The 26,761-nt window shown below is 59.0% G+C and carries 21 protein-coding genes; 9 read left to right on the forward strand and 12 right to left on the reverse strand.

Translation table 11 applies throughout. The features are described from left to right. Positions 1-150: 150 nt before the first annotated feature. The 5 genes from AB4Z23_RS07305 to AB4Z23_RS07325 form a co-directional block, all read right to left on the reverse strand. On the reverse strand, positions 151-1,032 hold the full coding sequence (locus tag AB4Z23_RS07305; protein ID WP_038494355.1) for a dihydrodipicolinate synthase family protein: 882 nt from the start codon (positions 1,030-1,032) through the stop codon (positions 151-153). Beyond that, complete coding sequence (locus AB4Z23_RS07310) at positions 1,029-2,669, reverse strand: ABC transporter ATP-binding protein (protein ID WP_038494358.1); 1,641 nt, start codon at positions 2,667-2,669, stop codon at positions 1,029-1,031. Before AB4Z23_RS07310 ends, AB4Z23_RS07305 begins: the two co-directional genes overlap by 4 nt. After that, positions 2,662-3,585, reverse strand: a complete 924-nt coding sequence (locus tag AB4Z23_RS07315) for an ABC transporter permease (RefSeq protein WP_038494361.1) — start codon at positions 3,583-3,585, stop codon at positions 2,662-2,664. The genes AB4Z23_RS07310 and AB4Z23_RS07315 overlap by 8 nt, the downstream gene beginning before the upstream one ends. 14 nt (positions 3,586-3,599) lie before the next feature. Further along, the gene (locus AB4Z23_RS07320) at positions 3,600-4,514 is read right to left on the reverse strand and encodes an ABC transporter permease (protein ID WP_003511517.1); all 915 of its coding nucleotides are present in this window, start codon (positions 4,512-4,514) and stop codon (positions 3,600-3,602) included. A 73-nt stretch (positions 4,515-4,587) separates the two neighbouring features. Continuing rightward, the gene (locus AB4Z23_RS07325) at positions 4,588-6,096 is read right to left on the reverse strand and encodes an ABC transporter substrate-binding protein (protein WP_038495835.1); all 1,509 of its coding nucleotides are present in this window, start codon (positions 6,094-6,096) and stop codon (positions 4,588-4,590) included. A gap of 320 nt (positions 6,097-6,416) precedes the next feature. Between AB4Z23_RS07325 and AB4Z23_RS07330 the strand changes: the two genes are divergently transcribed. The 3 genes from AB4Z23_RS07330 to AB4Z23_RS07340 are packed head-to-tail and all read left to right on the forward strand — an operon-like array spanning position 6,417 to position 9,690. Then, on the forward strand, positions 6,417-7,613 hold the full coding sequence (locus AB4Z23_RS07330; protein ID WP_111782982.1) for a sialidase family protein: 1,197 nt from the start codon (positions 6,417-6,419) through the stop codon (positions 7,611-7,613). After that, a complete protein-coding gene (pdxA, locus tag AB4Z23_RS07335) occupies positions 7,610-8,566 on the forward strand; it encodes a 4-hydroxythreonine-4-phosphate dehydrogenase PdxA (RefSeq protein ID WP_038494367.1) in 957 nt (318 codons plus the stop codon). Before AB4Z23_RS07330 ends, pdxA begins: the two co-directional genes overlap by 4 nt. Further along, on the forward strand, positions 8,563-9,690 hold the full coding sequence (locus tag AB4Z23_RS07340; RefSeq protein ID WP_013761909.1) for an iron-containing alcohol dehydrogenase: 1,128 nt from the start codon (positions 8,563-8,565) through the stop codon (positions 9,688-9,690). Before pdxA ends, AB4Z23_RS07340 begins: the two co-directional genes overlap by 4 nt. Before the next feature lie 46 nt (positions 9,691-9,736). On the opposite strand, the gene AB4Z23_RS07345 is transcribed toward AB4Z23_RS07340, so the two are convergent. From AB4Z23_RS07345 to AB4Z23_RS07365, 5 genes are all read right to left on the reverse strand, one after another. Then, positions 9,737-10,444, reverse strand: a complete 708-nt coding sequence (locus AB4Z23_RS07345; protein WP_003511522.1) for a FadR/GntR family transcriptional regulator — start codon at positions 10,442-10,444, stop codon at positions 9,737-9,739. 4 nt (positions 10,445-10,448) lie between these two features. Then, on the reverse strand, positions 10,449-11,489 hold the full coding sequence (locus tag AB4Z23_RS07350) for a four-carbon acid sugar kinase family protein (protein ID WP_038494370.1): 1,041 nt from the start codon (positions 11,487-11,489) through the stop codon (positions 10,449-10,451). Between the two features lie 160 nt (positions 11,490-11,649). Then, a complete protein-coding gene (locus AB4Z23_RS07355; RefSeq protein ID WP_038494373.1) occupies positions 11,650-12,699 on the reverse strand; it encodes a polysaccharide deacetylase family protein in 1,050 nt (349 codons plus the stop codon). 6 nt (positions 12,700-12,705) lie between these two features. Further along, positions 12,706-13,893 (reverse strand): carboxylate--amine ligase, encoded by a 1,188-nt coding sequence (locus AB4Z23_RS07360; RefSeq protein ID WP_112200807.1) that lies wholly within the window; start codon positions 13,891-13,893, stop codon positions 12,706-12,708. Positions 13,894-14,058: 165 nt separating this feature from the next. Beyond that, positions 14,059-14,448, reverse strand: a complete 390-nt coding sequence (locus AB4Z23_RS07365) for an acyl-CoA thioesterase (protein WP_003511527.1) — start codon at positions 14,446-14,448, stop codon at positions 14,059-14,061. 172 nt (positions 14,449-14,620) lie between these two features. Between AB4Z23_RS07365 and AB4Z23_RS07370 the strand changes: the two genes are divergently transcribed. Continuing rightward, positions 14,621-14,815 carry a hypothetical protein gene (locus AB4Z23_RS07370; protein ID WP_013761913.1) on the forward strand — a complete coding sequence of 65 codons (195 nt, stop codon included), beginning with the start codon at positions 14,621-14,623 and terminating at the stop codon, positions 14,813-14,815. 38 nt (positions 14,816-14,853) lie between these two features. On the opposite strand, the gene AB4Z23_RS07375 is transcribed toward AB4Z23_RS07370, so the two are convergent. Both AB4Z23_RS07375 and AB4Z23_RS07380 read right to left on the reverse strand, forming a co-directional pair. Beyond that, positions 14,854-16,662, reverse strand: a complete 1,809-nt coding sequence (locus AB4Z23_RS07375) for an ABC transporter ATP-binding protein/permease (protein WP_035199741.1) — start codon at positions 16,660-16,662, stop codon at positions 14,854-14,856. Then, a complete protein-coding gene (locus AB4Z23_RS07380; protein ID WP_158008476.1) occupies positions 16,647-16,883 on the reverse strand; it encodes a hypothetical protein in 237 nt (78 codons plus the stop codon). The genes AB4Z23_RS07375 and AB4Z23_RS07380 overlap by 16 nt, the downstream gene beginning before the upstream one ends. 71 nt (positions 16,884-16,954) lie before the next feature. Between AB4Z23_RS07380 and AB4Z23_RS07385 the strand changes: the two genes are divergently transcribed. From AB4Z23_RS07385 to AB4Z23_RS07405, 5 genes are all read left to right on the forward strand, one after another. Further along, positions 16,955-20,284, forward strand: a complete 3,330-nt coding sequence (locus AB4Z23_RS07385) for a transglutaminase family protein (protein ID WP_003511533.1) — start codon at positions 16,955-16,957, stop codon at positions 20,282-20,284. Position 20,285: 1 nt separating this feature from the next. Beyond that, entirely contained in the window at positions 20,286-22,691 is a 2,406-nt protein-coding gene (locus AB4Z23_RS07390; protein ID WP_441360037.1) for a circularly permuted type 2 ATP-grasp protein, read from the forward strand. A 4-nt stretch (positions 22,692-22,695) separates the two neighbouring features. Continuing rightward, the gene (locus AB4Z23_RS07395) at positions 22,696-23,574 is read left to right on the forward strand and encodes a transglutaminase family protein (protein ID WP_065660424.1); all 879 of its coding nucleotides are present in this window, start codon (positions 22,696-22,698) and stop codon (positions 23,572-23,574) included. A gap of 157 nt (positions 23,575-23,731) precedes the next feature. Beyond that, positions 23,732-24,970 carry a vWA domain-containing protein gene (locus tag AB4Z23_RS07400; RefSeq protein WP_038494383.1) on the forward strand — a complete coding sequence of 413 codons (1,239 nt, stop codon included), beginning with the start codon at positions 23,732-23,734 and terminating at the stop codon, positions 24,968-24,970. 162 nt (positions 24,971-25,132) lie between these two features. Continuing rightward, positions 25,133-26,755 (forward strand): ABC-F family ATP-binding cassette domain-containing protein, encoded by a 1,623-nt coding sequence (locus tag AB4Z23_RS07405; protein WP_003511539.1) that lies wholly within the window; start codon positions 25,133-25,135, stop codon positions 26,753-26,755. Positions 26,756-26,761: the final 6 nt, after the last annotated feature.

Below are 26,761 nucleotides of genomic sequence, written 5' to 3' on the forward strand. Positions count from 1 at the left end.
GGGACTGACAAGGGAAATTTCGTGTTTGTGTCACAAATTATTCGTCCCGGACAAGGCTGTATAAATGCTTCGGCTTCTGGCCGTTTTGTGGATATTTTTCACGTGGCGCCACACGGCTTCACTCCTCCACGTCACATTCGGGCGGTGGCGTCACAGCTGGTGATAGCGACGTAAGATTTCCACGATCCGGTCATCCTGCTCCTGATCCGGCAGAAGGGCGGGTTGCCGGCTGGCGCCGACGGATGGGTCCTGAAGGTAAAGCGAGCGCTTGACCATGGCGGGCGCAAAACCGAGCGCATAGAGATCGGTGCGAAAATCCGTATAGATCGCCTGCTGGCGTTCGGCCTCAGCGATATCGCTGGCGTTGAAGGCATTGAGAATGCCGGCAAGTACATCCGGGAGCGCGTTGCCGAGGCCGGAGATGCAGCCGGCGGCACCGTTCTGCAACGACCAGAGAACGAGATGATCCGGGCCGGAATAGACTTCGAAACCGGGCATCTCCTTTGCTACCTGTAGATAGGCTTCCAGCGTCTGCTGCGCACCGCCCGAATCCTTGATGCCGGCAATGTTGCCATGGGCGGCAAGTTTGCGGGCGGTTTCCGGCTCTATGTGGTTCTGGGTTCGGGCGGGAATATCGTAAAGATAGACCGGTGTTTCGACGGCGTCGGCCACAGTCGAGAAATGGCGGATCAGCCCATCCTGGGTGCAGGCGATGAAGAAGGGTGTGATGACGGCAATACCGTCTACGCCGATGCGGTCGAAGGCTTTGGCGAGTTGCAGCGTTTCGAAAGTGGCGGGCATGCCGGCGTTGACGATGACCTTCGCACGGCCCGCAACTTCGTCCACCACCTCTTCCGTCAGCCGGATTTTTTCTTCATGCGTCAGTGCGGTGAAATCGCCGTTAGTTCCGGCGCACATGATGTTGTTGCCGGCCGCCACCTGACGGCGCACCTGCGCACGGGTCGCTTCGTAATTGATGGTTTCGTCCTCGTTGAAACAGGTCACGAGCGCGACGAAGGCTTGTTTGGTCATGAAAGAACTCCGCTTGGATTTCCAATAGTGTGATCGGCATCGGCCGGACGCACAGACTGCATATCGGGGTCGGGATCGAGGCTGGCGGAAAGAAGTGCGCGCGTATAGGCCTCGCGCGGCGCTTCGAAAACCTGCCGGACAGTCCCGAATTCCACAACCTCTCCCCGCTGCATGACCATGACGTGATCGGCAAAATCGCGGACCACCGGCAGGTCATGCGCGATGAAGATGAAGGAGAGGCCCATTTCACGGCGCAGCTTGTCAAGAAGTGCAACAACCTGCGCCTGGACAGACACGTCGAGCGCCGAGACCGCTTCATCGCAGATGATGAGCTTCGGCTCCAGCGCCAGCGCGCGGGCAATCGCGATCCTCTGCCGCTGCCCACCGGAAAACTGATGCGGATAACGGCGCATATGTTCCGGCGAGAGGCCGACCTGATGCAGCAATTCCGCGACCCGTTCGCGCCATTTCGCTTTGGGTAGTATGTCCGGATGGATCACCCAGGCTTCGGAAACCAGCTGGAACACGGTCATGCGGGGGTTCAGCGACTGGGTTGGATCCTGAAACACCATCTGTAAATCACGCCTGAGGGCAAAGAGTTCGGCAGGCGAAAGCTTGAAGAGATCACGCCCCTTCCACTCGGCGCTGCCGGCATCCGGCTCGTCGAGCCGGAGCAGAATGCGCGCGAGTGTCGATTTGCCGGAACCGCTTTCGCCAACGACAGCTATGGTTTCCCCCGCCATAAGGTCAAAGGAAACGCCCTTCAGTGCCTCGAAAGCCCCATAACGTTTGCGCACATCGCGCACACGGAGGAGCGGTTCGCCGGTCGCATTCGGCTCGTGCATTTCGCCCCTGCCGGGGGCGGCGCTGATGAGCTTGCGGGTATAGGGATGCTTTGGGTTGCGATAGACCTCGCGAACCGTGCCTGCCTCCACCAGCACGCCTTTTTCCATCACGACCACCCGGTCGGCGATTTCGGCGACGACGCCAAGATCATGGGTGATGATGAGAACGGCCATACCGGTTTCCCGCTGCAATTCCTTGAGCAGGGCAAGAACTTCAGCCTGAACCGTCACATCGAGTGCCGTGGTCGGCTCGTCGGCGATCAGGAGATCGGGCCGGAGCGCAAGCGCCATGGCGATCATCACACGCTGGCGCTGGCCGCCGGAAAATTCATGCGGATATTTCTTCAAGGCTCCGTCCGGATCAGGAATTCCAACGCGCGCGACAAGCCGCCTCGCCTCCGCTTCGGCTTTCACCCTGTCCATTCCATGGGTGGTCATCGCCTCGCGGATCTGCCAGCCGACGGTATAGACCGGATTGAGATGGCTGAGCGGGTCCTGAAAGATCATGGCGATGCGCCGCCCATTGATCTCGCGGCGTGGCTCAGCCGGCATTGTCAGAAGGTCTTTGCCATCAAGAAATATCTGGCCGCCGCTGATACGTCCGGGCGGCATGTCGATGAGGTTCATGATGGCCGAGGACGATACCGATTTGCCCGAGCCGCTTTCACCGAGGATCGCAAGCGTTTCACCACGGTCGATATGATAGGAAACATCCTTCACCGCATGCACGACACCGCCTGCGGTGTGAAACTCCACGGAAAGGTTGCGCACATCGAGAAGATGGTCAGCCATGTTTGCGGCCTTTCATTTCCAGCCGCCAGCGCTGCACGGGGTCGAGCGCAATGCGCAGCCAGTTGGACAGCAGGTTGAGCGACAGGGTGGTGAGTATGATGGCAAGGCCCGGCCAGAAGGACAGCCACCAGGCATTGGTGAGGTACTGCCGCCCCTGCGAGATCATCAGGCCCCAGGTGATTTCCGGCGGCTGAATGCCGATACCAAGGAAAGACAGCGCGCTTTCCGCCAGCATCACATAGGCGAAATCGAGCGTCGCAAGCGTTGTCAGCGTCGGCAGGACCACGGGTAGAATATGGCGGAACAGGATACGTTTGCCCGATGCGCCCATCACGCGCGCCGCCTGTACGAACATGCGTTCACGCACCTCCAGCACTTCGGCCCTTGTGGTGCGGATGTAAACGGGGATGCGGGTTATCGCCAGAACCAGCATCAGGTTGAGGATGGATGAGCCGAGCAGATAAAGCACGATGACCGCGATCAACAGTGACGGAAACGACATGATCACGTCCGCCAGCCTCATGATGATCTGGCCAACACGGTTGGAGGAAAAACCGGCGATCAGGCCAAGCACGGTGCCGGTGACGGCGGAAAGGAAAACGGCACCGGCGGCGATCATCAGTGTATTTTGCGTGGCGGCGACGATGCGCGCCAGCAGCGGGCGACCGAGCGCATCCGCCCCCAGCCAGAAATACCATTCGCGTTGCCATTGGAACGGGGCAAGGTTGCGTCCACGCAGGTTCTGCTTCGTCGCCAGCTCGCCAAGCCACGCCGGGCCGACAAAGGCGAGAATGATGACGACGATGAGGAAGATCGCGGCGCAGAGGGCGAATTTATCGGCCCACAACATGCGCAGCATGCGCGTTGCAAAGGATGGCTCATCGATAATCTCTGTATCGGCGTTTGAAAGGCTCATGGCTGAACGTCTCCTCAGTGCCGGATACGCGGATCGAGCAGCGCATAGGCGATATCGATCAGAAGATTCATCAGGAAGATCGCAAGCGCGGTCACAAGAATTGCTGCCAGCACGACGTTGAAATCGCGCTGAAGAATGGAATCGATCATCAGCTTGCCAACCCCGGGGAAACCAAAGATGGTTTCGACGATGACTGCGCCGTTGAGAAGGCTTGCCGCCTGATCGCCGATGACGGTGATGACCGGTAGCATGGCGTTTCGCAAGGCGTGGATGAAGATGATCGGACCCGATTTCACACCCTTGGCGCGCGCCGTTTTGACATAGGCAGAGGACAACGCACCGATCATCGAGCCGCGCACCACCTGAACGATGATGCCGAAGGGGCGCACGAACAGAACCGAGATCGGCAATATCCAGTGCAGCACCGAGCCGGTGCCGGAGGTGGGCAGCCAGGCGAGATTGACGGAAAACACCACGATCGCCACGATCGCGAGCCAGAAATCCGGCACGGAAGCGCCGATGAGCGAAATGGTGGAGGCCATGCGATCGAAGAAGCCACCGGAGCGGAAAGCGGCAAGCGAACCGACGACGATTGCTGCGGTGGTGACGAGGGACATGGTGATGACCGCAAGCCACAGCGTCCAGACGAAAGCCTCCAGCACCACATCCAGCGCAGGGCGGGCTTTCCTGAGCGATTCACCCAGATCCCCCGTCATCACGTCGCCCGCGTAGCGCAGGAACTGCACCATCAGCGGATCGTTCAGCCCATGCAGCGCACGAAACTGCTGCTTCAATTCCTCCGAAGCCTCCACCGGCAAAAACAGCGCGGCCGGGTCGCCCGTCAGGCGGGAGAGGAAGAAAACCATTACGATGAGGCCGATCAGGGAGATCAGGCTTGCAACGGAACGTTTTCGGATGAAGCTCAGCATGGTTACCTCCGGTGTTCAGCACGACGGCGAAGCTAAAGCTCCGCCGCCGCTCTTTGGCAGATGAAATACCGGCTTACTTGATGCCGATTTCCGAAAGCTGCAGCATCGAATTGGTGGCGATGGTGGGCTTGAAGTCCAGCCGTTCGGAGACGCGTGAGAAGCCAACCATGTGGAACAGCAGCACATCCGCCACGACATCGTCATGCAGGTAGGCGATGAGCTCGGACCAGAGCTTGGCGCGTTCATCGCCGACGGCTGCGGATGCTCGTTCGATCAAGTCATCCACCTTGGGGTCCGAGAAACCGGATTGCGTGCCCTTGGTGGCATATTTGAAGAACATGGTGAAGGACGGATCACCCTTGGAATTGTCGTGCATGGCAGCGACGATCTGCGGTCCCCGGCCTTCCTTGAAAGGCTTGGAATAATAGCTTTCGTGCTCGGCCACTTCCACGAATTTGAGGTCGATCTTGAAGCCGACTTCCTGCAATTGCTGCTGGATCGCCTCCATGATCTCGGTGACATTAGGGAAGTTCGCAGTGCGCGCGATGATGGTGATCGGCGTATCCACCTTCACACCAGCAGCTTTTGCCTCCTCCAGCAACTTCTTCGCGCCATCAGGGTCGTAGGGGAAAACCTTGACATCAGGGTTCCAGCCGAGCGTGGTCGGCGGAACGAGTGCGGTGGCCAGCACAGCACCTTCGGGAACCAGCGTGCCGAGGAAAGCCTGCCGGTCGATGGCGAGGTTGAGTGCACGGCGCACCCGCACGTCATTCAGCGGCGCGATGTTGTGGTCGAGGCGCATGTAGACCGTCTCGCTGTCGAGATAGGAAAAGTCGGTCTTCGGGTTTGTCGCGTCGAGCTGCGAAATGGAGGGTGAAAGATCGGCTTCGCCGGTCTGCACCATGGCGGCGCGAACCGAGGGATCAGCTCGGAAAAGATAGGTCGCTTCCGTCACCTGCGGCTTGGCGCCCCAATAGTCGTCACGTGCAGTCAAAACAATCTGCTGGCCCGGTGTCCAGTTGGTCAGCTTGTAAGGTCCGGTGCCAACAGGCTCGCGGATAAATTCCATCTTGGTTTCTTCGGGCACGATGGTGACGAGCGACATCAGGAGCGGCAGAATGGGCTGGGCTGGCTCTGTCTTGAAGTCGATCGTATGGTCGTCGACAATCGTGGGGGTGACGGTCATACCGCCGAAGTAACGACGGGATTCGCATGCATTCTTGTCGCTCATGATGCGCTCGAAGCTATGCTTGACATCCTTGGCATCGAAACCCGTGCCGTCGGAAAACTTCACGCCTTCACGCAGGTGGAAACGCCAGCTGCCATCCACGTTCTGCTCCCATTTTTCAGCGAGGCGCGGTTGCACGCCGTTCTTGCCGCGCACATCAAGCTCGGTCAGCGTCTCGCTGACATTTTCCATGATGATACGGCCAATATTGGAGCGGGTCGCCATGCAAGGCTCCAGCAGGTCAGCCTCTTCCGCCAGCACGATCTTGATCGGCCCCGACGCCGCAAGCGCCGGCGAAACCGCGGCGCTAAGGCAACCCATAACAAGGGCGCCCGCAATCAATGACTTCTTCATTCCGTTCTCCTCCCAGATCAGAAATTCAGCAACATGGCGGCGTGCCGCAAGAGGCATTCAAAAGCCCCGTCTCCTGCATTGAGGAGCATGGCGTGCGGATGATCGTCTCCTCCACCCGTTATCAAAGCATCGACGCTATCACATTTTTTGTCAAATTATTTTTCAGAAGGATTTTTTATTGAGACTTAGTACAGAAGTTTTATGTTTATAAAACATACACTTATTTTAATTCATCAAAAATTTTCGGACGTCCTTTTGTCTTAAATAAACTTGACAACTTTTTGAATATGCCATTTTCATCAGACCAAGAGGAGACCACGATGACCCCTGATGACATTGCTCACGCCATGACCGGAGCCATCCATGCCGTTTCGGAAAACCGGCACGAAGCGTTCCTGCCATCGCCGATGATCCAGAACCATGCGAGCTTTCTGCACCTTCTGCAGGACGGCACCCTGCTGTGCGCCTGGTTTGGCGGAACGCTGGAGGGAAAATCGGATATTTCGATCTTCGCGTCCGCGCTCACACCCGGCGCGAGCCGGTGGGGAGCGCCGCAGCGCCTGAGCAACGATCCCGCCCATTCCGAACAGAATCCGGTTATTTTCACCGCACCTGATGGCACTCTCTGGCTGTTTCACACCGCCCAGCCATCCGGCAATCAGGACGAATGCCGCATCCGCATGGCGCGGGTCGTCCACGACCCGGCAACGCCGGAAAAGCTGTCCGCCGAAGATGGCCGTTTTCTCGATCTTCCGAAAGGCTGCTTCATCCGTGCGCCGCTTCGCATCCGCGATGACGGCGCATGGCTTCTGCCGATCTTCCGCTGCGTCCAACGCCCCGGCCAGAAATGGAACGGCAGCCACGATACCGCAGCACTCGGCATATCGAAAGACAACGGCCTCACATGGCAATTGCAGGAGCTGGCGGGCTCGACCGGCTGCGTTCATATGAGCCCGGTTGCGGGCGCGAATGGGCGCTACTCCGCTTTTTTTCGCCGCCGTCAGGCCGATCTCGTTTACCGCACGGAAAGCACAGATGGCGGTCGCTCATGGACAGAACCGCTGCCGACCGACGTACCGAACAATAATTCCTCCATCGCCGCGATCAGGCTCGCACACGGCAGGCTGGCGATGATCTGCAACCCCATCAACGCCGCGCAATCCAGCGACCGTCGCGCCTCGCTTTATGACGAACTGGGCGAGGAAGACGACAGACCGGATGCCGATCCGAGCGGTGGATGTGTGCCCATATGGGGCGTGCCGCGCGCGCCGGTTTCCATCTGCCTGTCCGATGACGACGGCCGCAGCTTTCCTACCCGGATTTTGATCGAGGACGGGCCGGGCACCTGCCTGTCCAACGATTCGACCGACGGCCGCAATCTGGAAATGTCCTATCCATGGCTTCTGGAGGCAGCGGACGGTACCCTGCACGCAAGCTACACCTATCATCGCCGCGCAATCAAATATGTCCGGCTGGCGCCCGGCTGGGCAGACGCCAAGGACGGGAGAATCGGATGAGCAACATCATTGGTATCACCATGGGTGACCCCTGCGGCGTCGGCCCGGAAATAACCGTCCGCGCGCTTGCGGAAATGTCCGCCCCGGATAGGGAAGCAACGCGGATTTATGGCAACCTTGCCACGCTGGAAGCGGCGCGGGGTGCGCTTGGCATCGACATCGATCTTACTCGGAATGTGGTCGATCTGCCGGTGGAGGGTGCGCCGCTGCCATGGGGCACGCTGTCGCCGGTTGCCGGAGACGCCGCTTTCCGTTTCATTGAAAAAGCGGTGCGGGATGCCGAAGCGGGCGCAATCGGCTGCATCGTCACTGCTCCGATTAACAAGGAGGCCCTCAATCTTGCGGGCCACCATTATGACGGCCACACCGGCATGCTGCGCAGCCTGACCGGTTCTTCAGCCGCCTACATGTTGCTTGCCTCCGAGCGGCTGAAGGTCATTCACGTCTCGACCCACGTGTCCCTGCAGGAAGCCATTCAACGGGCAACGACGGAGCGGGTGCTGGCGACCATCCGCGCTGGCAATGCTCATCTGAAGCGCATCGGTTACGAGCGGCCGCGCATCGCGGTTGCCGGTATCAATCCGCATTGCGGCGAAAACGGTCTGTTTGGCACCGAGGATGATGACCAGATTGCGCCAGCGGTTGCCGCCGCGCGCGCTGAAGGCATCGAGGTACACGGGCCGATCTCCGCCGATACCGTGTTCCACCGCGCCTATTCGGGCACTTTCGATCTGGTTGTCGCGCAATATCACGATCAGGGCCATATCCCGATCAAGCTCGTCGCCTTCGATACCGCCGTCAATGTCTCGGTCGATCTGCCGATTGATCGCACTTCGGTCGATCATGGAACGGCCTTCGACATCGCCGGCAAAGGCATCGCCAATCACGGCAACATGAATGAGGCCATAGCCTATGCGCGCAAGCTCGTGGCGGGCAAGGGCGCAAGAGGATGAACACCATGTCCACAGCCTCCATTCTCATCCATCAGCCGCGCAGGCTTGCCGTTGGCGCCGGCACCATTTCCCAGGTCGGCGCCTGGGCCGGCAAAACCGCTTCGACCCTGGTGATCGCCACGCCGCTGACAGCGAAATTTGCCGACCGGCTGCAATTGCAGGGTCCTTTCACTGTCTTTGACGCCATTCCCGGCGAACCGGACACAGGGACGCTCGATGCAGCACTGGCCGCAGCGCGCGCCGCCAAACCCGATCTCGTCATCGGCCTCGGCGGTGGCTCGGTGATGGATGTGGCGAAGCTCGTCGCCGCACTCTGGAATTCCAGCCAGACGCTTGAGGATGTGGCAGGACCGAACAGGGTCGCAGGGCGCGACACCAGGCTCGTCCAGATTGCCACCACCGCCGGAACCGGCTCGGAAGCCGGGATTCGCTCGCTCATCACCGATCCCGTCAAGGGCAGCAAGGTCGCGGTCGAAAGCCCTCATCTGATTGCCGATTTCGCGGTGCTCGATCCGGAACTCACGTATTCCGTGCCATCAGCTGTGACAGCGGCGACGGGGGTGGATGCCATGGCGCATTGCGTGGAGGCTTTCACCAATCGCAAGGCCCATCCGATGATCGACGGTTTTGCCCGCATGGGCTTTTCGCTGGTGGGCAAATATCTGGCGCGCGCCGTTCGCGACGGCGCTGATACCGAAGCCCGCGAAGGAATGATGCTCGCCTCCTACTATGGCGGCATCTGCCTTGGCCCGGTCAATACGGCGGCGGGTCACGCCATCGCCTATCCGCTCGGCACGCTTCTCAACCTGCCGCACGGGCTGGCAAACGCTATCGTCTTCCCGCATGTTCTGGCTTTCAACCAGCACGCGGTTTCGGCAAAGACGGCGGAGGTGGCCGGAGCGCTTGGGCTTCGCGAGCATCTTTCATCCGATGATCTTCGCAAGGCAGCGACAGATTTCTGCGCCGGCCTCGGCATTGAAATGTCCCTTGCGCGGCACGGGGCAAGCGAAACCGATCTTCCCCGTTATGCGCAAGACGCTCACGCAATCCGCCGGCTGATGGACAACAATCCCGTCGATATGAGCCTTGATGACGTGCTCGGCATTTACCGCCGCGCTTTCTAATCGAAAGTCCGGTGCGCTATCGCGCACCGGCTCGCCGTCACTTCCCTCAATCCGTATGCGAAGACTCGAAGAGGCGGTCACGTGATCCCGTCAGATGGTCGTGCATCAGCCGCCGCGCGGCCTCGGCATCTCCTTCGGCAATCGCCACCGCAATCGCCTCGTGCTCGGCAAACACGCGGGTAAGGCCGGATGCCTCACGCTTCACCGACATGCCGTGAAACTTCATTCCCACCGCAATGTGGTCCTTGAGAGCCTCCATCGCAGTCGAGAAATAGCTATTCCGTGCCGCCCGCGCGATGGCAAGGTGGAACTGATAATCGGCATCCTCACGGTGGGACTGGCGATTGGTCGCGTCCCGCATCAGCTCGAGCGCCTTTTTGATTGCGACGAGCCTCTCGCCATCATGCCGCAAGGCCGCCGCCGCCGCCGCTGCCGGCTCCAGAGTCAGCCTGAATTCATAACAGTTCAGCAGGTCAGCGACATTTTCGAGCTGGCCGAAGCCCAGCGGCTCGCGCAGGCCGAATGCCCGCACATAGCTGCCGGAACCCCTTCGCGAATAGATGAACCCCTGTTCGCGCAGCCGCCGAAGCGCCTCGCGGACCACCGGTCGCGACACTTCGAATTCCATGGCGAGTTCATGTTCGGTCGGAAGCCGTTCATCCGGCTTGTAGGCGCCGGATTTGATCGCCCGGTGCATTCTCTCGAAAATAATGTCCGGAAGTGCCTTGCGCGCCGTTTCTTTCATCAGCCCCATCTGATCAGCTTTCTCCAGCGTCATTTTCGCCAAGCATCATTTTCGCAATCCGTTTCAACGTGTCAGCTTGCCCAAAACCACCTGACTTCGCAATGATACATTGGTCGCCGGACCAGCCGACACCAAGACCGGGCAGGCACTCGCCGGCAAGGCGCAGACGCGATACCCCCATGGCAAGCAGCACCGCTTCGGCCGTGGCGCCGCCGGACAAAAGCAACGTGTCGGTCCCGGTGGTGAAAAGCGGCACGACGCCATACGCCAGCTGGTCTGAAACCTCGAGCGGGGAAAGATCTTCCGCCCCTTGCGTCGCGTAAACGAGCGTCAGCCTGGAACGAGCATGCGCGTGAAACGGCACGACGCCATTGGGTGCATCGGTGACCGATACCAAACCCGTTCCTTTAAGGATTTCAATTTGTTCAACGGTGATCGGGTCACGCGAACCTATGACGAAAAGCCCCTTACCCGCGGGAATAGATGCCGCTTCGGGCACCGCCTGCGTTGTCATCATTTCGGCCAGCGCCTCGGCCAGCCCTCGCGCGCCCACCAAAAGATCAACCCCGTTTGCGCGCCCGGCAAGCAAAGCCTCCCTGATGTCCGCATGCGATAGGGTGTCTGGTATTGCGCAGCGGCTGGCGTGACCGCCCAGTCTTTCATGAACCGAAATCGTGCCCTCAACGCCAAAGCCGGACACGGAACCGTCTACGACGATGCGTCCAAAATCCGGAATGGCTGGCACTACAAGCGCGTGCCGATAGGAAACAGCATCCATTTCCGCGGCGATATGTCCTTTCAGGCGGGAATCGATCTTCTTGAACAGAATTGTATCGGCCGGAACCAGTGCCATCAGTTCCTGCGTGCGGCGGCGGGCTTCATCCGCCTTGCCATCCCGACAACCCAGATTGACGCTGAGGACGGCCGGCGCATCGGCCACCGCTGCAGGGACGCCGTCAAGACCGATCGCAACTTCAGTCGAAAGCCCACGCCCGGCGAAGGGGGCGGCCGCATCAAGCGCACCGGTCAGGTCATCGGAAAATATCAACAGCACGGGCGAAACCTTAAGAAAAGTTGTAATGTTTTCCTTCGATAAATTTATTTATAATCAATAGATAAATGGATGTGAATAACAAAAACAACACGACAGCTCGATTAGCCGCACCGACACATGTCGTCGTCATCGGCGAAAGATGGCAGGGAGAGGTTGATCCCTAGACGAACCGGAAAGGCAGGCCTGAGATGAGCGCTTTGACAAAGCGCTTTTTCTGAAAGCGGCCGTTCAGCGAAACGCGCGGCAACAGCATCGGCTTTTCAAGGCTATGGGCCCCAAGAATACCGGCCTGCGTGGTAACAGCTACGGGAAATCCCGCATCAAACACCGCTTTCGCCTCGCGTTCTCCCACAGCCTTTATCCAGCCATAGGGATAGGAAAAAGACCTCGGCCGACGGCCGACATAGGTCTCCACCCGTCTTGTCGATTCCTCGATTTCGTATGCCAGACGCGCCGCATCGATCTTGCGCATGTTCACATGCATCATGGTATGCGCGCCGAGATGGACCAGGGGATCGCTCGACAGCGCCTTGAGTTCGGCCGCATCCATGACGAGTTTGTCCACGATCGCGATCGGATCGATACCATGTTGCCCCGCGACACGGTCGATCCTCTCCACCGCCTCGTCCTCCGCGAATATCTGGACGAAGTTTTCCAGACGCGCAAAGGCTTCCGCTTTTTGTGGAAGGCTGCCGGATTTAATCTCCTCCGGCCCTGCCCCGAAATCGAATTCAAAGGACGTGGCTTTCTGCGTCAGCGCGGCAGTGGTTTCCCACCACACGCTACGCGTCCGCTCCACAAAACCCGGCGTGATGAAAATCGTATAGGGAACAGCATATTTTCGGAAAATCGGTGCAGCATATTCGGCATTGTTGCGATAGCCATCATCAAGCGTGAAAGCACAGAACGACCGTTTCTCGGAATTATCGGCGAGCAGGCCCGGCAGATCGTGTAGATGAACGGGAACGAGACCACATTCGAGCGCCGCCTCTATCGCCTCTTCCAGAAATTGTGGCGTGATCGACAAGTGTGCATTCGGCGCAAAAGCTGACGCTTCCTCGTCCGGACGAACATGGTGCAGCGTGAAAATCACGCCACGCCCGGCAAGAGCCGGAAAAGCCGCACGAACCGCCGGCAGGGAAGCTATCTCCAGCCCCGCCCTTATGACCCCATATTTCAGAGAGCGTTTTACCGACCGCAAGAACACCATTACCGATTACCGCAACTTCAAACCGGGCAGAACCCGTTTTTTGATGACTCTCCAGACCGTGAGCGGCAGGTCGATAAGGCCCGGCAAAGGATCGTTCGCCGCAAAAGCCGCCCAGCTGCGGATTGTGCGCAGAGAGGCGACATAGTCCCCAATTCCCGCCTGTCCCCGTCGATTTAACGTCAATGCGGCAATGGCATCACGGACAAGATAGGACCATGACACACTTTGCCGCGCATCGAGCATCTGGCCGCGCGGCATGTCGTTGGCAACCTGCCACAGCAGCGCGCCGAGATCGATGCCGGCCGCTGAACACAGGCCGAACCACGACCATGGGCGCGGATTAACATCGAGAAGTTTCAGCGATCCATCCCTGCCATCCCGCTTAAACTCCACCTCGACCAACCCGCTGTGACCGGCCGATTTCAATATTTTCCTTGCCGCATCGATCGCTTGAGGGTTGTCGACAACCTCGACACAGGTGCTGGTGTAACCAAAATCGACGGGATACTGACGCAGGCGTCGGGCGGTGAATTCTGCAACAGGCTCGCCATTGCGCCAGAGCGCCGCATAGGAAAACTGGCTTTCTCCCCCGCCGGGAATGAGCTCCTGCACGACGACATTGCCCGCGCCGATCTCGCCGCTCGCAGCGGCAAAAGCGGCTTTCAGAGCCTGCCTGTCATCGGCGCGGATAACCTTCGCCCGGGAAATCGCGGTATCGCCCCCGCCCATATTCGGCTTCAGGATAACGGGAAACGTCACGTCCAGCGCATCGGCGTCATCGGACGTGACCATGGCATAGGTCCTGGGGAAGCTGACACCGAGTTCCGCCGCGCGTTTGTAGAGCAGCGGTTTCTCGCACAACCATTGAAGGGAGGACCAATCAGGCAGGACGATTTTGTAAAGGGCGGAAAGCTCATCGCGATGTTGTGAAACGAGCTGAACCTCGCCATCCCCTGATGGCACCAGAAGACACCCTTTCAGATGATGCTTGTCTGCCATATCGCGTAAAAACGCCATCGCCCCTGCATCAAGAGGACCGGACCAGCGGATCGTGTTCTTCACGAAACGCGACCAGCCCGGCAGCGGTGAATCATGGGTGATATAGTGCACAGGCACATCAAGGGCGCCAAGGCTGCGGGCAAGGGCAAGCGTGCCGTGAGCGCCACCAACAATAACAACACCTGGAATGGTCACAGCCTGATCCCCGCCCTATTCCACACCTTGATCGCAAAAATTGATAAATAAATTGGATATTTCTAAAGTATTGCGCGTTCGGAGATCGAATTGGCGGAGCCGAAGAGCCTCATGCTCTTTCGGCTGCCTGCGAACGGTCGGAAGTTTGCTTCGAAGGCAAGCGCCTTACGCCTCTTTGCGCACAGGGCGCGGCTCGCCTTTGTCATCCACCGCTACCATGATGAAGACGGCCTCCGTAACCTTTTCCCGGGAATCCTGATAGTGCCTGCGGGTCCAGGCCTCGATCTTGAGCGTGACGGAGGTGCGCCCAACCTTTTCGATCCTGGTATAGACACACAATGTATCGCCGATCTTGACCGGTTTCTTGAAGACGATTTCATGAACCGCCACTGTGACGGTACGCCCGCCTGCCACATCATTGGCGCGGACGAAGGCGGCAAGGTCCATCTGCGACATCACCCAACCGCCGAAAATGTCGCCGGCCGGATTGGCGTCAGCCGGCATGGCAAGCGTTCTGAGCGTGAGTTCCATATCGGCGGGCGGTTGCTGTTCCATATCAAATTCCTTTCAAGAACCTCCCGCCGCCGGATTTAAACAACCGCGCCCCCTCAGCCAATAGCCGATTTTTCGCGGCAGCCCTTCCAAAACAGCAAGGAATCACGAAGCCATCGTAAGCTTCGGTTAACCATGATGCGGCACGATTCCAAAAAACCGCGAGGGCGTGCGAATGGCCTATGACTGGAGTGGAAACAATAAGATACAGCAGCGCTACGACCGTATCATTCTCGCGGTTGCCAGCGTCATTGCCATCAGCCTGGCGACCGGCACCTTTGTTCTGCGCTCGCAGATGGAGCCGGACGGCACCATAAGCCTTGCCAAACAGCAACGGCTGGACCTCGAAAAATGGCATTTGCGGCTTTGATCCGCACTGTGAGGTCAACAGCAGCATAACCCGGCGGCTTATTTTGGAGCGATATCCGGCTTTACGGTATTTTCCTTCATGGGGGCATGGTCCAGATGGGCCAAAGCCGGGGTAAGAACCGACAAAAATGTCTCTGATCTGCCGATATAGATAATCGCTACGCCGTCGATCCCATTCAAAACCTCCGCCAGCGTATCCTGTGTCTGTTTTTCCAGCCCTTCCAGCAAATCGTCGATGACGATGAATTTCGGCTTCAACAACAGGGCATTGGCGATCCTAATGCTGGCCTGTTCATCCGAATCCAGCTTCTTGTCCCAGCGAATGTGTTCATCAAGCCGGGGCGCCATTTCACCGAGACCGCACGCGGTCAGCGCCGCGACATAGTCTGCCTCCACAAACCGCTGGGGCGCGCGCGGATAGGCCAGAATTTCGCGCAGCGTTCCTGTTGGCAAATAGCCGTGCTGGGCAATGAAAAGCGTGTCGGACTGTTCGGGCATTTCTATCCTGCCCTGCCCCCATGGCCACAGGCCGGCCATGGCGGCAAACAGCAGCCGCCGGTTCACGCCCTGTTCGCCATTGATCATCAGACGATCACCCCGCCCGATTTCAACCTCGGCCTCACGCAGCCGGAAACCCCGCTCCAGATCCTGTCCGCCCGCATCGCGGCAGATAGTCACCGACCGAAGGCGGATTTTTTCGTTGTCGGCACTCCGTTGAAGATCGATTGCGAGGCCGTGCTGTTCAACGCTATCCATCTGGATCAGAGCGTTGCGAAACACCGAAACACGCTGCAACGTCGCCTTCCAGCTGGCAATCGGCCCGAAATTGTCGATATACCAGCGAAGTGCGGTATTGACCTGGTTGAAGGCGCCGACGGCCATCATCAGCCCGCCGAAGGTGAGGTTGCCGGAAAAATAGACCGGCGCTGCAATAAGAATGGGCGCCACAACCGCCAACCAGCCGTAGCCCGACGACACCCAGGTCAGATGCGTCATTGCTAAAGCGAGCCCGCGGATTACGCCGAGCACGGCATCGATATCAACGCCGATCCGCCGCCGCTCGTTTTTTTCACCACGCGCAAGCGCAATCGCCGCCAGATTTTCGCTGGCCCGCATCAGGGAAAAGCGTAGTTCGGCCTCTTTTGAATAACGTTCAGCATTCAGGCCGACCAGACGATAGCCGACAAGGTTGCTGAGCAGGGACGCCGAGCCCGCATAAAGGATCGCCGCCCAGACCATGTATCCGGGAATCGCAACCGGATCGCCGTTGATCGTGATGGAAAAGCCTGCCGACAATGTCCACAGAACGCCGATGAAGCTGATGAGCAGGATCGTCGCATTCACAAGGCCGATGGAAAGCGCCGTGCTGCTTTCCGCAAGGTTGCGGACATCGTCGTGCAAACGCTGGTCCGGATTGATCGCAATCGTGCCGAAACCGGCAAGGCGGGCGGCGCGCCCCGGTTTCAGCCACTGGTCCACCATATCCTTGGCAAGACCCTCGCGCATGTTCAGCGCCGTCATCTGGTTAAGCCAGGTCTGAATGACATTGAGAAGCAACAACAGCCCAGCAATGATCGCGAAGACTTCGAGCTGATGGAGGAAGGCGTCAAGATCGCGCCGCTCCAGCGCATTGTAAAACGGCGCGTTCCACTCATTGAGCCTGATCTGCCCGTAAGCGGTGAGCAATATCACCGTGAGCAGGGCAATCGACAGCAATATCAGCCGGTTGCGAACCGGCGACGTCCAGAAGGCATTGCCCATCATGCGTAGTTGCGAACGAAAATCGAGATCGAAGCCCGAAAGGTTCGCCGCACTCTTGCGCTGATCGTCGGTCACCGTTGTTGCCATTCATTCCATTCCGAAACGTCAGTCGGCAAGGAAAGCGGTTTGCGATGCTGCACCTTGCGATGCCCAGCAATAACACGCCGTTCAACCTTGTCCACAACCGCGGAGAAATCCCCAGGGAGACAATTAAAAAGCCGCGGCAATTCTTCGCGCCGGCAAACATCGGCGCCTCGGCCAACAATGCGGGTGCCTCCGGAAATGATCCTTGCTTTCTTTTCCTGCATTGCACAAAATCCAAATAATTTCAGAGGGGCGGACAAACCGCATAAACCGGAAAACCGGGCAAGGCAGATTAATGGCGATCAAAGCGAGCATCTATCATCTGACGCATTATAAATACGACAATCCGGTTCGCCTTGGACCGCAAATCATAAGATTGAAGCCCGCCTCGCACTCCAGAACCCATGTCATCAGCCATTCTCTCAAGGTTTCGCCGTCAAATCATTTCGTGAACCTTCAACAGGACCCATACGGCAATTATCTCGCCCGGTTCGTTTTTCCCGAGCCGGCGACGGAATTCAAGATCGAGGTCGATCTTGTCGCCGATATGACGGTTTACAATCCGTTCGATTTCTTCGTTGAGGAAGAGGCGACCAAGTGGCCGTTCGATTATCCGCAGGAGCTGCGGGAAGATCTGTCCATCTACATGAAACCGGAACCGACCGGCCCCCTGCTTTCCGCCTTCATGGCCACCGTGGACCACACACCCGGACAGCCGACGGTGGATATGGTCGTCGGCCTCAACGCCCGTCTGCAGCAGGAAATCGGTTACGTCATCCGCATGGAACCGGGTGTTCAGACGCCGGAAGAAACGCTGGCTTCCGGCAAGGGTTCATGCCGCGACACCAGCTGGCTGTTCGTCCAGATCTTGAGACATCTCGGCCTTGCCGCACGTTTCGTGTCGGGATACCTCATCCAGCTGACACCGGATCTCAAGGCATTGGATGGCCCGTCAGGGACAGAGGTCGATTTCACCGATCTGCATGCCTGGGCCGAGGTCTATATGCCGGGCGCCGGCTGGGTCGGTCTCGACCCCACTTCGGGGCTTTTGACCGGCGAGAGCCATATTCCGCTGGCGGCAACGCCGCATTTCCGCAATGCCGCGCCGATTTCCGGCGGTTATTTCGGCGAGGCCAATACGGAATTCGCTTTCGACATGCAGGTTCGGCGCGTTGCCGAGACCCCGCGCATCACCAAACCCTTCTCCGATGAGAGCTGGGAGAGCCTCAATGCACTCGGCGAAAAGGTCGATCAGGTTCTGAACGCCCATGACGTCAGGCTGACCATGGGCGGCGAGCCGACCTTCGTTTCCATCGACGATTTCGAATCCGAGGAATGGAACACCGGCGCGGTTGGACCGACGAAACGCGAAAAAGCGGACGTGTTGATCCGCCGCCTGCGCGAACGTTTCGCGCCCGGCGGCTTCCTGCACTACGGGCAGGGAAAATGGTATCCGGGCGAAAGCCTGCCGCGTTGGACATTTTCACTCTACTGGCGAAAGGACGGTCTGCCGATCTGGCAGAACCCTGCGCTGATTGCCGAAGAAGGCGCAAATACCGGTGTTGCGGCCGACGACGCGCAAAAGCTACTGAGCGGTATCGCCACTCATCTCGGTGTGGAGCCCGATCTGGTGCTTCCGGCCTATGAGGATCCGGCCGAATGGATCATCAAGGAAGGTAGTCTTCCCGAAAATGTCGATCCGTCCAACTCGAAACTGAAAGACCCGGAAGAACGCAATCGCCTTGCCCGCGTGTTCGAACGCGGGCTGACGACACCGACGGGTTATATTCTTCCGGTGCAGGCGTGGAACGCCAAGCCCACCACAGACAAACGCTGGGTCAGCGAGAAATGGAAAACACGGCGCGGCAAGATTTTCCTCGTTCCGGGTGATAGCCCGGTAGGTTACCGCCTGCCGCTTGGCACCCTGCCCCATGTGCCGCCATCCGCCTATCCTTATATCCATGAAGCTGACCCTTCGATCCCGCGAGGGCCGCTTCCCGAGAAATTCCAGCCCTCCGGACGCACCATGCCGGAAGCGTCTTTCCATGCGGATGAGGCATCCGGCCAGGAACGCATCGAGCAGACGCTTGGTGAAATCGGCGGCGCGGTGCGCACAGCCATGTCGGTGGAACCGCGCGATGGACGGCTCTGCGTCTTCATGCCGCCTGTCGAACGCATCGAGGATTATCTGGAACTGGTCGCAGCGGCAGAAGCGGCAGCGGCCGAGCTCGGGCTGCCCGTCCATATCGAAGGTTATGCTCCACCACATGACGAGCGTATCAATGTCATCCGTGTAGCGCCCGATCCCGGCGTCATCGAGGTCAACATCCACCCGGCCGCAAGCTGGAAGGATTGTGTCGACATCACCACGGCGGTCTATGAAGAGGCGCGACAGACGCGTCTGGGCGCTGACAAATTCATGATCGATGGTCGTCACACCGGCACCGGTGGTGGCAACCATGTGGTCGTGGGCGGGGCCAACCCGAATGACAGCCCTTTCCTGCGCCGTCCCGACCTTCTGAAAAGCCTTGTCTTGCACTGGCAGCGGCACCCGTCGCTTTCCTACCTGTTCTCCGGCCTGTTCATCGGACCGACGAGTCAGGCGCCCCGCATCGACGAAGCCCGCCACGACAGTCTTTACGAACTGGAGATCGCGCTGGCGCAGGTGCCTGCCCCTGGCCAGGGTGCGCCGCCGCTGCCATGGCTGGTCGACCGCCTGTTCCGCAACCTCCTGACGGATGTGACGGGCAACACCCACCGCGCCGAAATCTGCATCGACAAGCTGTTTTCTCCCGATGGGCCGACCGGCCGCCTTGGCCTTGTGGAGTTCCGCGGCTTCGAAATGCCGCCGAATGCCCGCATGTCGCTCGCCCAGCAATTGCTGGTGCGCGCCCTCATCGCCCGTTTCTGGAAAAACCCCGCCGCCGGCAAATTCGTGCGCTGGGGCACGGCACTTGCAGACCGATTCATGCTGCCGCACTACATCTGGGCGGACTTTATGGACGTGCTCGGAGACCTGAGGGAAAATGGCTTCGACCTGAAGCCGGAATGGTTCACAGCCCAGCAGGAGTTCCGTTTCCCCTTCTTCGGTGAGGTGGAATACGAAGGCGCGAAGCTGGAATTGCGCCAGGCTCTGGAGCCCTGGCATGTTATGGGCGAACAGGGTGCCATCGGCGGAACCGTGCGTTTTGTCGACAGCTCCGTCGAGCGTATGCAGGTCCGCCTCGAAACCTCCAACCCTGCGCGCTATACCGTGGCGTGCAACGGTCGCGCCGTTCCGCTAACTCCGACGGAAAACCGAAGCGTTGCGGTCGCCGGTGTTCGTTTCAAGGCGTGGCAGCCCTCTTCCGGCCTGCATCCCGTTCTGCCGGTCAATTCGCCCTTGACCTTTGACATTTATGATACATGGTCGGGACGATCGATCGGCGGATGCATCTACCATGTTGCTCATCCGGGTGGTCGCAATTACGAGACCTTTCCCGTCAACGGCAACGAGGCCGAGGCACGCCGCCTTGCCCGTTTCGAACCATGGGGACATACGGCCGGGCAATATCCGTTGATGGCGGAAACCGTGTCGCCAGAATTTCCGCTGACGCTCGATCTGCGCCGGCCATACGGAGTATAAATTGTCCAAAGCCCCGGCCACGGAACGCAAGACGGAAACGAGCGCGCAATCGCGCGGGCTTGACTACTCCACCTTGCCCGGCGTGGCCGATGAGATGCTCGATACCAACGGCAAGGTCAGACCGGTCTGGAAAACCCTGCTCGGTGCCCTGTCGCGAATGTCGGAACGCGAACTGCATGAGCGCTTTGCCCGCACCGACCGCTATCTGCGCGATGCGGGCGTGTTTTACCGCGATTACACCAAGGGCAGCAGCGAAAGAAACTGGCCGATCTCCCATATCCCGGTGCTGATCGACGACAAGGAATGGACGGTTCTTTCCGAAGGGCTTAAACAGCGCGCCAATCTTCTGGAAGCCATGGTCGCCGATTTTTACGGCGAAAACCGGCTGGTGAAGGAAGGTTACGTACCGCCGGCACTAATCGCCTCCAATCCGGAATATCTGCGGCCGATGGTCGGCGTAAAACCTGCAAGCGGCCATTATCTGCATTTCTGCTCGTTCGAGATTGGACGCGGACCTGATGGCAACTGGTGGGTACTGGCCGATAGGACACAGGCGCCTTCCGGCGCAGGGTTTGCGCTGGAAAACCGGGTGGCGACCACACGCGCGCTTTCCGACATCTATGCCGAAACCCATGTTCACCGTCTCGCTTCATTTTTCGGCGCTTTCCGCGACACCTTGCAGTCGCACAGAAAACATCCGGATGACCGCATCGCGGTGCTGACCCCCGGCCCCGCCAACGAAACCTATTTCGAACACGCCTATATCGCCCGCTATCTCGGCTTCATGCTGCTAGAGGGTGAGGATCTGACCGTGGTCAACGGCCGCGTGATGGTAAGGACCGTGGCCGGACTGAAACCGATCGGCGTGCTTTGGCGGCGCCTCGATGCCTCCTATTCCGATCCGCTGGAACTGAACCAGCAATCCCACATCGGTACGCCCGGCATGGTGCAGGCGCTGCGCAATGAAGCACTGACAATCGTCAACGCGCTCGGCACCGGCATTCTCGAAACACGGGCCCTGCTGTCCTTCATGCCGCGCGTCTGTCGCCATCTGCTTGGCGAAGACCTGAAACTGCCGTCCATCGCGACCTGGTGGTGCGGACAGGAATCCGAGCGCCGCCACGTTGCCGGCAATATCGAGGGCATGGTCATCGGCCCGGCCTATTCCCGGCTGCCCTTCTTCGAAGACAACGGTCAGTCCGTGCTCGGCTCGTCCTTACGCGAAACAGCGAAGGAATCGATCAGTGACTGGCTCGCTTCCGATGGCCACAGGCTTGTCGGCCAAGAGGTGGTGACGCTTTCCACCACGCCGGCCTATATCGACAACAAGCTCGTGCCGCGCCCGATGAGCCTTCGCGTTTTTGCCGCCCGCACCCAGGATGGATGGCAGATCATGCCGGGCGGCTTTGCGCGGATCGGCAGCAGCAACGATGTATCGGCCATCGCCATGCAATCAGGCGGCAGTGCTGCGGATGTCTGGATCGTCAGCGACAAGCCGGTGGAACGCACCACGCTTTTACCGGCGGAAGAAAGCTTCACCCGAAATATGCCGGGCAGCCTGCCAAGCCGTGCGGCGGACAATCTCTTCTGGCTCGGCCGCTATATCGAACGTTCGGAAGGCGCATTGCGCATCTTGCGCGCCTGGCACGGACGTTATGCCGAATCCGCCGACCCACGTCAGCCCTTGCTTGCGCATGTCACGCGTTATCTCGAAGCGCTGGATGTGGAAATGAACGATGCCGTGCCGGAAAGCCTGCTGAACAACATCAACAGCGCGCTCTATTCCGCCAGCAACATCCGAGACCGTTTTTCGCCGGACGGATGGCTTGCGCTGAATGACCTTGCCAAGACTGCCCGTCGGTTCCACGCAAAGGTTTCGCCGGGCGACGACGCGACCCATGCCATGACGATCCTCCTTCGCAAGCTTGCAGGCTTCGCCGGTCTCGTGCACGAAAACATGTATCGTTTCACCGGCTGGCGTTTCCTGTCGATCGGCCGCTATCTCGAACGTGGCCTGCATATGACAAGGCTTCTCGGCCACATGACCGGACCGGATGCGCCAGATGGATCCTATGACATGCTGCTCGAAATCGGTGATAGCGTCATGACCCATCGCCGCCGCTACAATGTCAGCACGGCGGGTCTGACCGTCACCGATCTTCTGGCGCTCGATCCGCTCAACCCACGGTCCATCCTGTTTCAGCTGAACGAGATTCGTACCGAGGTGGAGCAGCTGCCGAACGCCTTTACGAACGGCCAGATGTCGCCCTTTTACCGCGAGGCGATGCGGCTGCATTCCGGCCTTGCCGTCATGACGCCGGAAAACATGAACGGCGCGATCTACCGACAGCTCGAAACGGACATGGAACATCTTTCCGATGTTCTGGCCCAGACATATCTCGGATAACCCGATGCTTTATGACCTTTCCCTGCATATGGGTTACTCCTACGACACGCCGGCCCATGGCGCGCGCCACATCATCCGCGTGCTGCCCCTGTCGATCCCGGGCCGTCAGCGCTTCATCGCCGGCACCATCGATGTTTCGCCGGTGCCGGAAGAACGGGCGGTCTTTGAGGATTTCTTTCATCAATCGGCCACCTCAGTGCATCTGCGCGCACCGCACGAAAAGCTGGATATCCGCATGCAGGCGCGTGTGATGGTGGAGGCACCTGCGCTGACGGCAGATTTTTCACCCGAGCTTTCACGCCTGCCGCAAGACCTTGCAGACGTCTGGTCGGTCGACTTCCAGTCACCGCATCACTTCATCGGCGCCAGCCCGAGGCTAGGGACGGATACGGCGATATCGGCCTATGCGCGGGAATTGCTGAAGCCCGGAATGACCATTCGCGAAATCGCACTCTCGATGTGCAAACGCATACACAAGGACTTCACCTATGACGGTGAAGCGACGACTGTCGATACGACACCGTCGGAAGCCTTCAAGCTGAAACGCGGCGTATGCCAGGACTTTTCGCATATCATGATCATGGCGCTGCGCAGCCTCGGCATTCCCGCCGGTTACGTCAGCGGCTTCCTGCGCACCATCCCCCCGCCGGGCAAGGAACGTCTGGAAGGTGCCGATGCGATGCATGCCTGGGTTCGCGTATGGTGCGGTGAGGCTGCCGGTTATCTGGAGCTCGACCCCACCAACGATATCGTTGCCGGCAGCGACCATATCGTCGTTGGCTATGGCCGGGACTATTCCGATGTCGCGCCGGTGATCGGCGTATTGAAGAGCTACGGCAACCAGCAGATCAAACAGGCCGTCGACGTCATTCCCGTCCAGTAATGATACATTACGTGTTATTATGAGCATACTCGAATTAATACTTGAAAAACTGCACCAATTTGAACGACGTATAAAATTTAACCGTCTACATTAGTGGATTCTACATCGTTTGCGGGTTTCCTGCGCTCAGTCTAATGTTCTAATTAGTGAGCCCGTTATGATCTCCTCCGCATATCAAAAAATGACGCGCCGTTTCCTTGCCGATACGGGCGGCAATTTTGGCATGATGACGGCAATATTGCTGCCGGTGCTACTTGGTTTTGCGGGGGCCGGCATGGAGCTGGCGAATGTGATGCAGGTGAAAGCGGACCTGCAGAACACGGCGGATTCGGCGGCTCTCGCGGCGGCGACCGAGGCCCGCTTGAAAGAAGGCGCTCTGACGGACGAACAAATCAAGGAAATCGCCAAGGCCTTCATCGCCAGCCAGATGGAAAAGACCCTGACCGAGGAGGAGAAGAAGGCGCTCGAGAAAAACTCTCCAGTCAATATCGGCACAACGGACGATGCGCGCGGTAAGACCTACACCATCCAGACCACGATAAACTACCAGATGCAGCTTAATCCGCTCTTTGGGTTCTTCGGGGCGAAAACACTCGACCTTGCCGCGACAGGCACCGCGGTAAGCACTGTCAACAAGGGCGCGCCGATCTCCATGTATCTGGTGCTCGACCGCTCGGGTTCGATGTCCTTCAAGACCGATACGCTCAACACCAAGAAAACGTCGTGCCAGAACTACACGGTCGATAACTGGGGGAGTTATCCCAATCTCAAAAATACATCGCCCTGCTACGTCAACAAGGCTACTTCGCTAAAAACCGCGGTCGGCTATCTCGTCGCGACGTTGAACAAGGCCGATCCCACTTATACCGCCAACGGCGGTTCCGAACTGGTTCGAACAGGAGCCTCGGTCTATACGCATGAGACCTACGCGGCCCAGCCTATCACTTGGGGTACTAGCAGCGTTGCCACCTATGTCGACAAACAGATCCCGGAGTTTCCGTCTGGCGGTACGGATGCCCGCAGCAGTCTGAATGCCGCATACAACGCCCTTAAAAAAGCGAATACCGTTGAAGCGAAAGAACACAAGGACAAGAAAAGCGAATCCTTCGAGCGATACATCGTTCTCATGACGGATGGCGAAATGACGGGGAACAGCTCCTCCTGGAGTTCCAGCATCGACCAGACCGTGCGCAATACCTGCGATACGGCCAAGAAAGACGGTATCAAGATTTTCAGCGTCGCGTTCATGGCGCCGGACAAGGGCAAGTCGCTGCTGCAACATTGTGCGTCCAGTCTCGACAATTATTACGCGCCTGAAAACATGGAGCAGATCGTTACCGCCTTCGGCGAAATTGCCCGCAAGGCTGCCGGCAGTTTGGCAACGCTGACCAATTAAGGGAAAATCAAGCCAGCATCCCCCGGAAACGACTCCGCTTCCGGGGAGCGATGTTCCCTGGGCGACCTTGCCGGGTTGCATGGCTGGCACGGCGTGCGCGGCAGGTGACAGCGCCGGCGACACATGGCATAGGAGAGCCGCTCCCATTCACAGGCCCCTGTCATGATCCGCATCGAAAATATCAGCAAGTCGAACAGTCACCGCATTCTCTACATCGAGGCCTCCGCTGCGCTCAATCGCGGCGAGAAGATCGGCCTTGTTGGCCCCAACGGCTCTGGCAAGACCACGCTGTTCCGAATGATGACCGGCGAGGAACAGCCCGACGAGGGACAGGTCGTCGTCGAAAAGGGCATGACGGTCGGTTATTTCAACCAGGACGTCGGCGAAATGTCCGGCCGTTCCGCCGTGGCCGAAGTCATGGAAGGCGCCGGCCCGGTCAGCGAAGTCGCAGCCGAACTTCGGCAGCTGGAAGCCGCCATGTCCGATCCCGACCGGATGGACGAAATGGATGCCATCATCGAGCGTTACGGCGAAGTGCAGGCGCGGTATGAAGAACTGGACGGCTACGCGCTGGAGGGCCGCGCGCGCGAGGTTCTGGACGGGCTGAGCTTCAGTCAGGAAATGATGGATGGCGACGTCGCCAAACTTTCCGGCGGCTGGAAGATGCGCGTGGCGCTCGCCCGCATCCTTCTGATGCGCCCGGACGTGATGCTGCTCGACGAACCCTCGAACCATCTCGATCTCGAAAGCCTGATCTGGCTCGAAGATTTTCTGAAGAACTACGACGGCGCGCTTTTGATGACCTCGCACGACCGCGAATTCATGAACCGCATCGTTACCAAGATCATCGAAATTGACGCTGGCAACCTCACCACCTATTCCGGCGACTACGGCTTTTACGAACAGCAGCGTGCGCAGAACGAAAAGCAGCAGCAGGCGCAGTTCGAACGCCAGCAGGCGATGCTCGCCAAGGAAATCAAGTTCATCGAGCGCTTCAAGGCGCGTGCCTCGCACGCCTCACAGGTGCAGAGCCGCGTCAAGAAACTCGAAAAGATTGACCGCGTCGAGCCGCCCAAGCGGCGCCAGACGGTCGCTTTCGAATTTGCGCCGGCGCCGAGATCTGGCGAAGATGTCGTCGCGCTGAAGAAAGTGAACAAGGCCTATGGCAGCCGCACGATCTATGGCGAGTTGGACTTCATGGTGCGGCGCAAGGAACGCTGGTGCATCATGGGTGTCAATGGTGCCGGAAAATCCACCTTGCTGAAACTCGTGACTGGCACGACCACGCCGGATTCCGGCAATGTCACTCTCGGCGCCAGCGTCAAGCTCGGTTATTTCGCCCAGCACGCCATGGATGTTCTTGATGGTGACAGCACCATTCTGGAATGGCTGGAGGAACGTTTCCCGAAAGCCGGGCAGGCACCGCTGCGCGCCCTTGCCGGCTGCTTCGGTTTTTCCGGTGACGATGTGGAGAAGCGCTGCCGCGTTTTGTCCGGCGGTGAGAAGGCCCGTCTGGTCATGGCTGCCATGCTGTTCGACCCGCCGAATTTCCTCGTGCTGGACGAGCCGACGAACCATCTCGACCTCGACACCAAGGAAATGCTGATCAAGGCCCTGTCGGAATATGAAGGCACGATGCTTTTCGTTTCGCATGACCGCCATTTCCTGGCCGCCCTTTCCAACCGGGTGCTGGAACTGACGCCTGACGGTATCCACCAATTTGGCGGCGGATATACGGAATATGTCGAAAGCACCGGACAGGAAGCGCCGGGCCTGCGCAGCTGAGGCAGC

It is taken from the genome of Agrobacterium sp. MCAB5 (genome assembly GCF_052114365.1).
Taxonomy (GTDB): Bacteria; Pseudomonadota; Alphaproteobacteria; order Rhizobiales; family Rhizobiaceae; genus Agrobacterium; species Agrobacterium tumefaciens.

Coding starts and splice junctions, on each gene's coding strand:
- AB4Z23_RS07305 (WP_038494355.1), bottom strand. CDS start 1,032: ATGACCAAACAAGCCTTCGTCGCGCTCGTGACCTGTTTCAACGAGGAC.
- AB4Z23_RS07310 (WP_038494358.1), bottom strand. CDS start 2,669: ATGGCTGACCATCTTCTCGATGTGCGCAACCTTTCCGTGGAGTTTCAC.
- AB4Z23_RS07315 (WP_038494361.1), bottom strand. CDS start 3,585: ATGAGCCTTTCAAACGCCGATACAGAGATTATCGATGAGCCATCCTTT.
- AB4Z23_RS07320 (WP_003511517.1), bottom strand. CDS start 4,514: ATGCTGAGCTTCATCCGAAAACGTTCCGTTGCAAGCCTGATCTCCCTG.
- AB4Z23_RS07325 (WP_038495835.1), bottom strand. CDS start 6,096: ATGAAGAAGTCATTGATTGCGGGCGCCCTTGTTATGGGTTGCCTTAGC.
- AB4Z23_RS07330 (WP_111782982.1), top strand. CDS start 6,417: ATGACCCCTGATGACATTGCTCACGCCATGACCGGAGCCATCCATGCC.
- pdxA (WP_038494367.1), top strand. CDS start 7,610: ATGAGCAACATCATTGGTATCACCATGGGTGACCCCTGCGGCGTCGGC.
- AB4Z23_RS07340 (WP_013761909.1), top strand. CDS start 8,563: ATGAACACCATGTCCACAGCCTCCATTCTCATCCATCAGCCGCGCAGG.
- AB4Z23_RS07345 (WP_003511522.1), bottom strand. CDS start 10,444: ATGGGGCTGATGAAAGAAACGGCGCGCAAGGCACTTCCGGACATTATT.
- AB4Z23_RS07355 (WP_038494373.1), bottom strand. CDS start 12,699: ATGGTGTTCTTGCGGTCGGTAAAACGCTCTCTGAAATATGGGGTCATA.
- AB4Z23_RS07365 (WP_003511527.1), bottom strand. CDS start 14,448: ATGGAACAGCAACCGCCCGCCGATATGGAACTCACGCTCAGAACGCTT.
- AB4Z23_RS07370 (WP_013761913.1), top strand. CDS start 14,621: ATGGCCTATGACTGGAGTGGAAACAATAAGATACAGCAGCGCTACGAC.
- AB4Z23_RS07375 (WP_035199741.1), bottom strand. CDS start 16,662: ATGGCAACAACGGTGACCGACGATCAGCGCAAGAGTGCGGCGAACCTT.
- AB4Z23_RS07380 (WP_158008476.1), bottom strand. CDS start 16,883: ATGCAGGAAAAGAAAGCAAGGATCATTTCCGGAGGCACCCGCATTGTT.
- AB4Z23_RS07385 (WP_003511533.1), top strand. CDS start 16,955: ATGGCGATCAAAGCGAGCATCTATCATCTGACGCATTATAAATACGAC.
- AB4Z23_RS07395 (WP_065660424.1), top strand. CDS start 22,696: ATGCTTTATGACCTTTCCCTGCATATGGGTTACTCCTACGACACGCCG.
- AB4Z23_RS07400 (WP_038494383.1), top strand. CDS start 23,732: ATGATCTCCTCCGCATATCAAAAAATGACGCGCCGTTTCCTTGCCGAT.
- AB4Z23_RS07405 (WP_003511539.1), top strand. CDS start 25,133: ATGATCCGCATCGAAAATATCAGCAAGTCGAACAGTCACCGCATTCTC.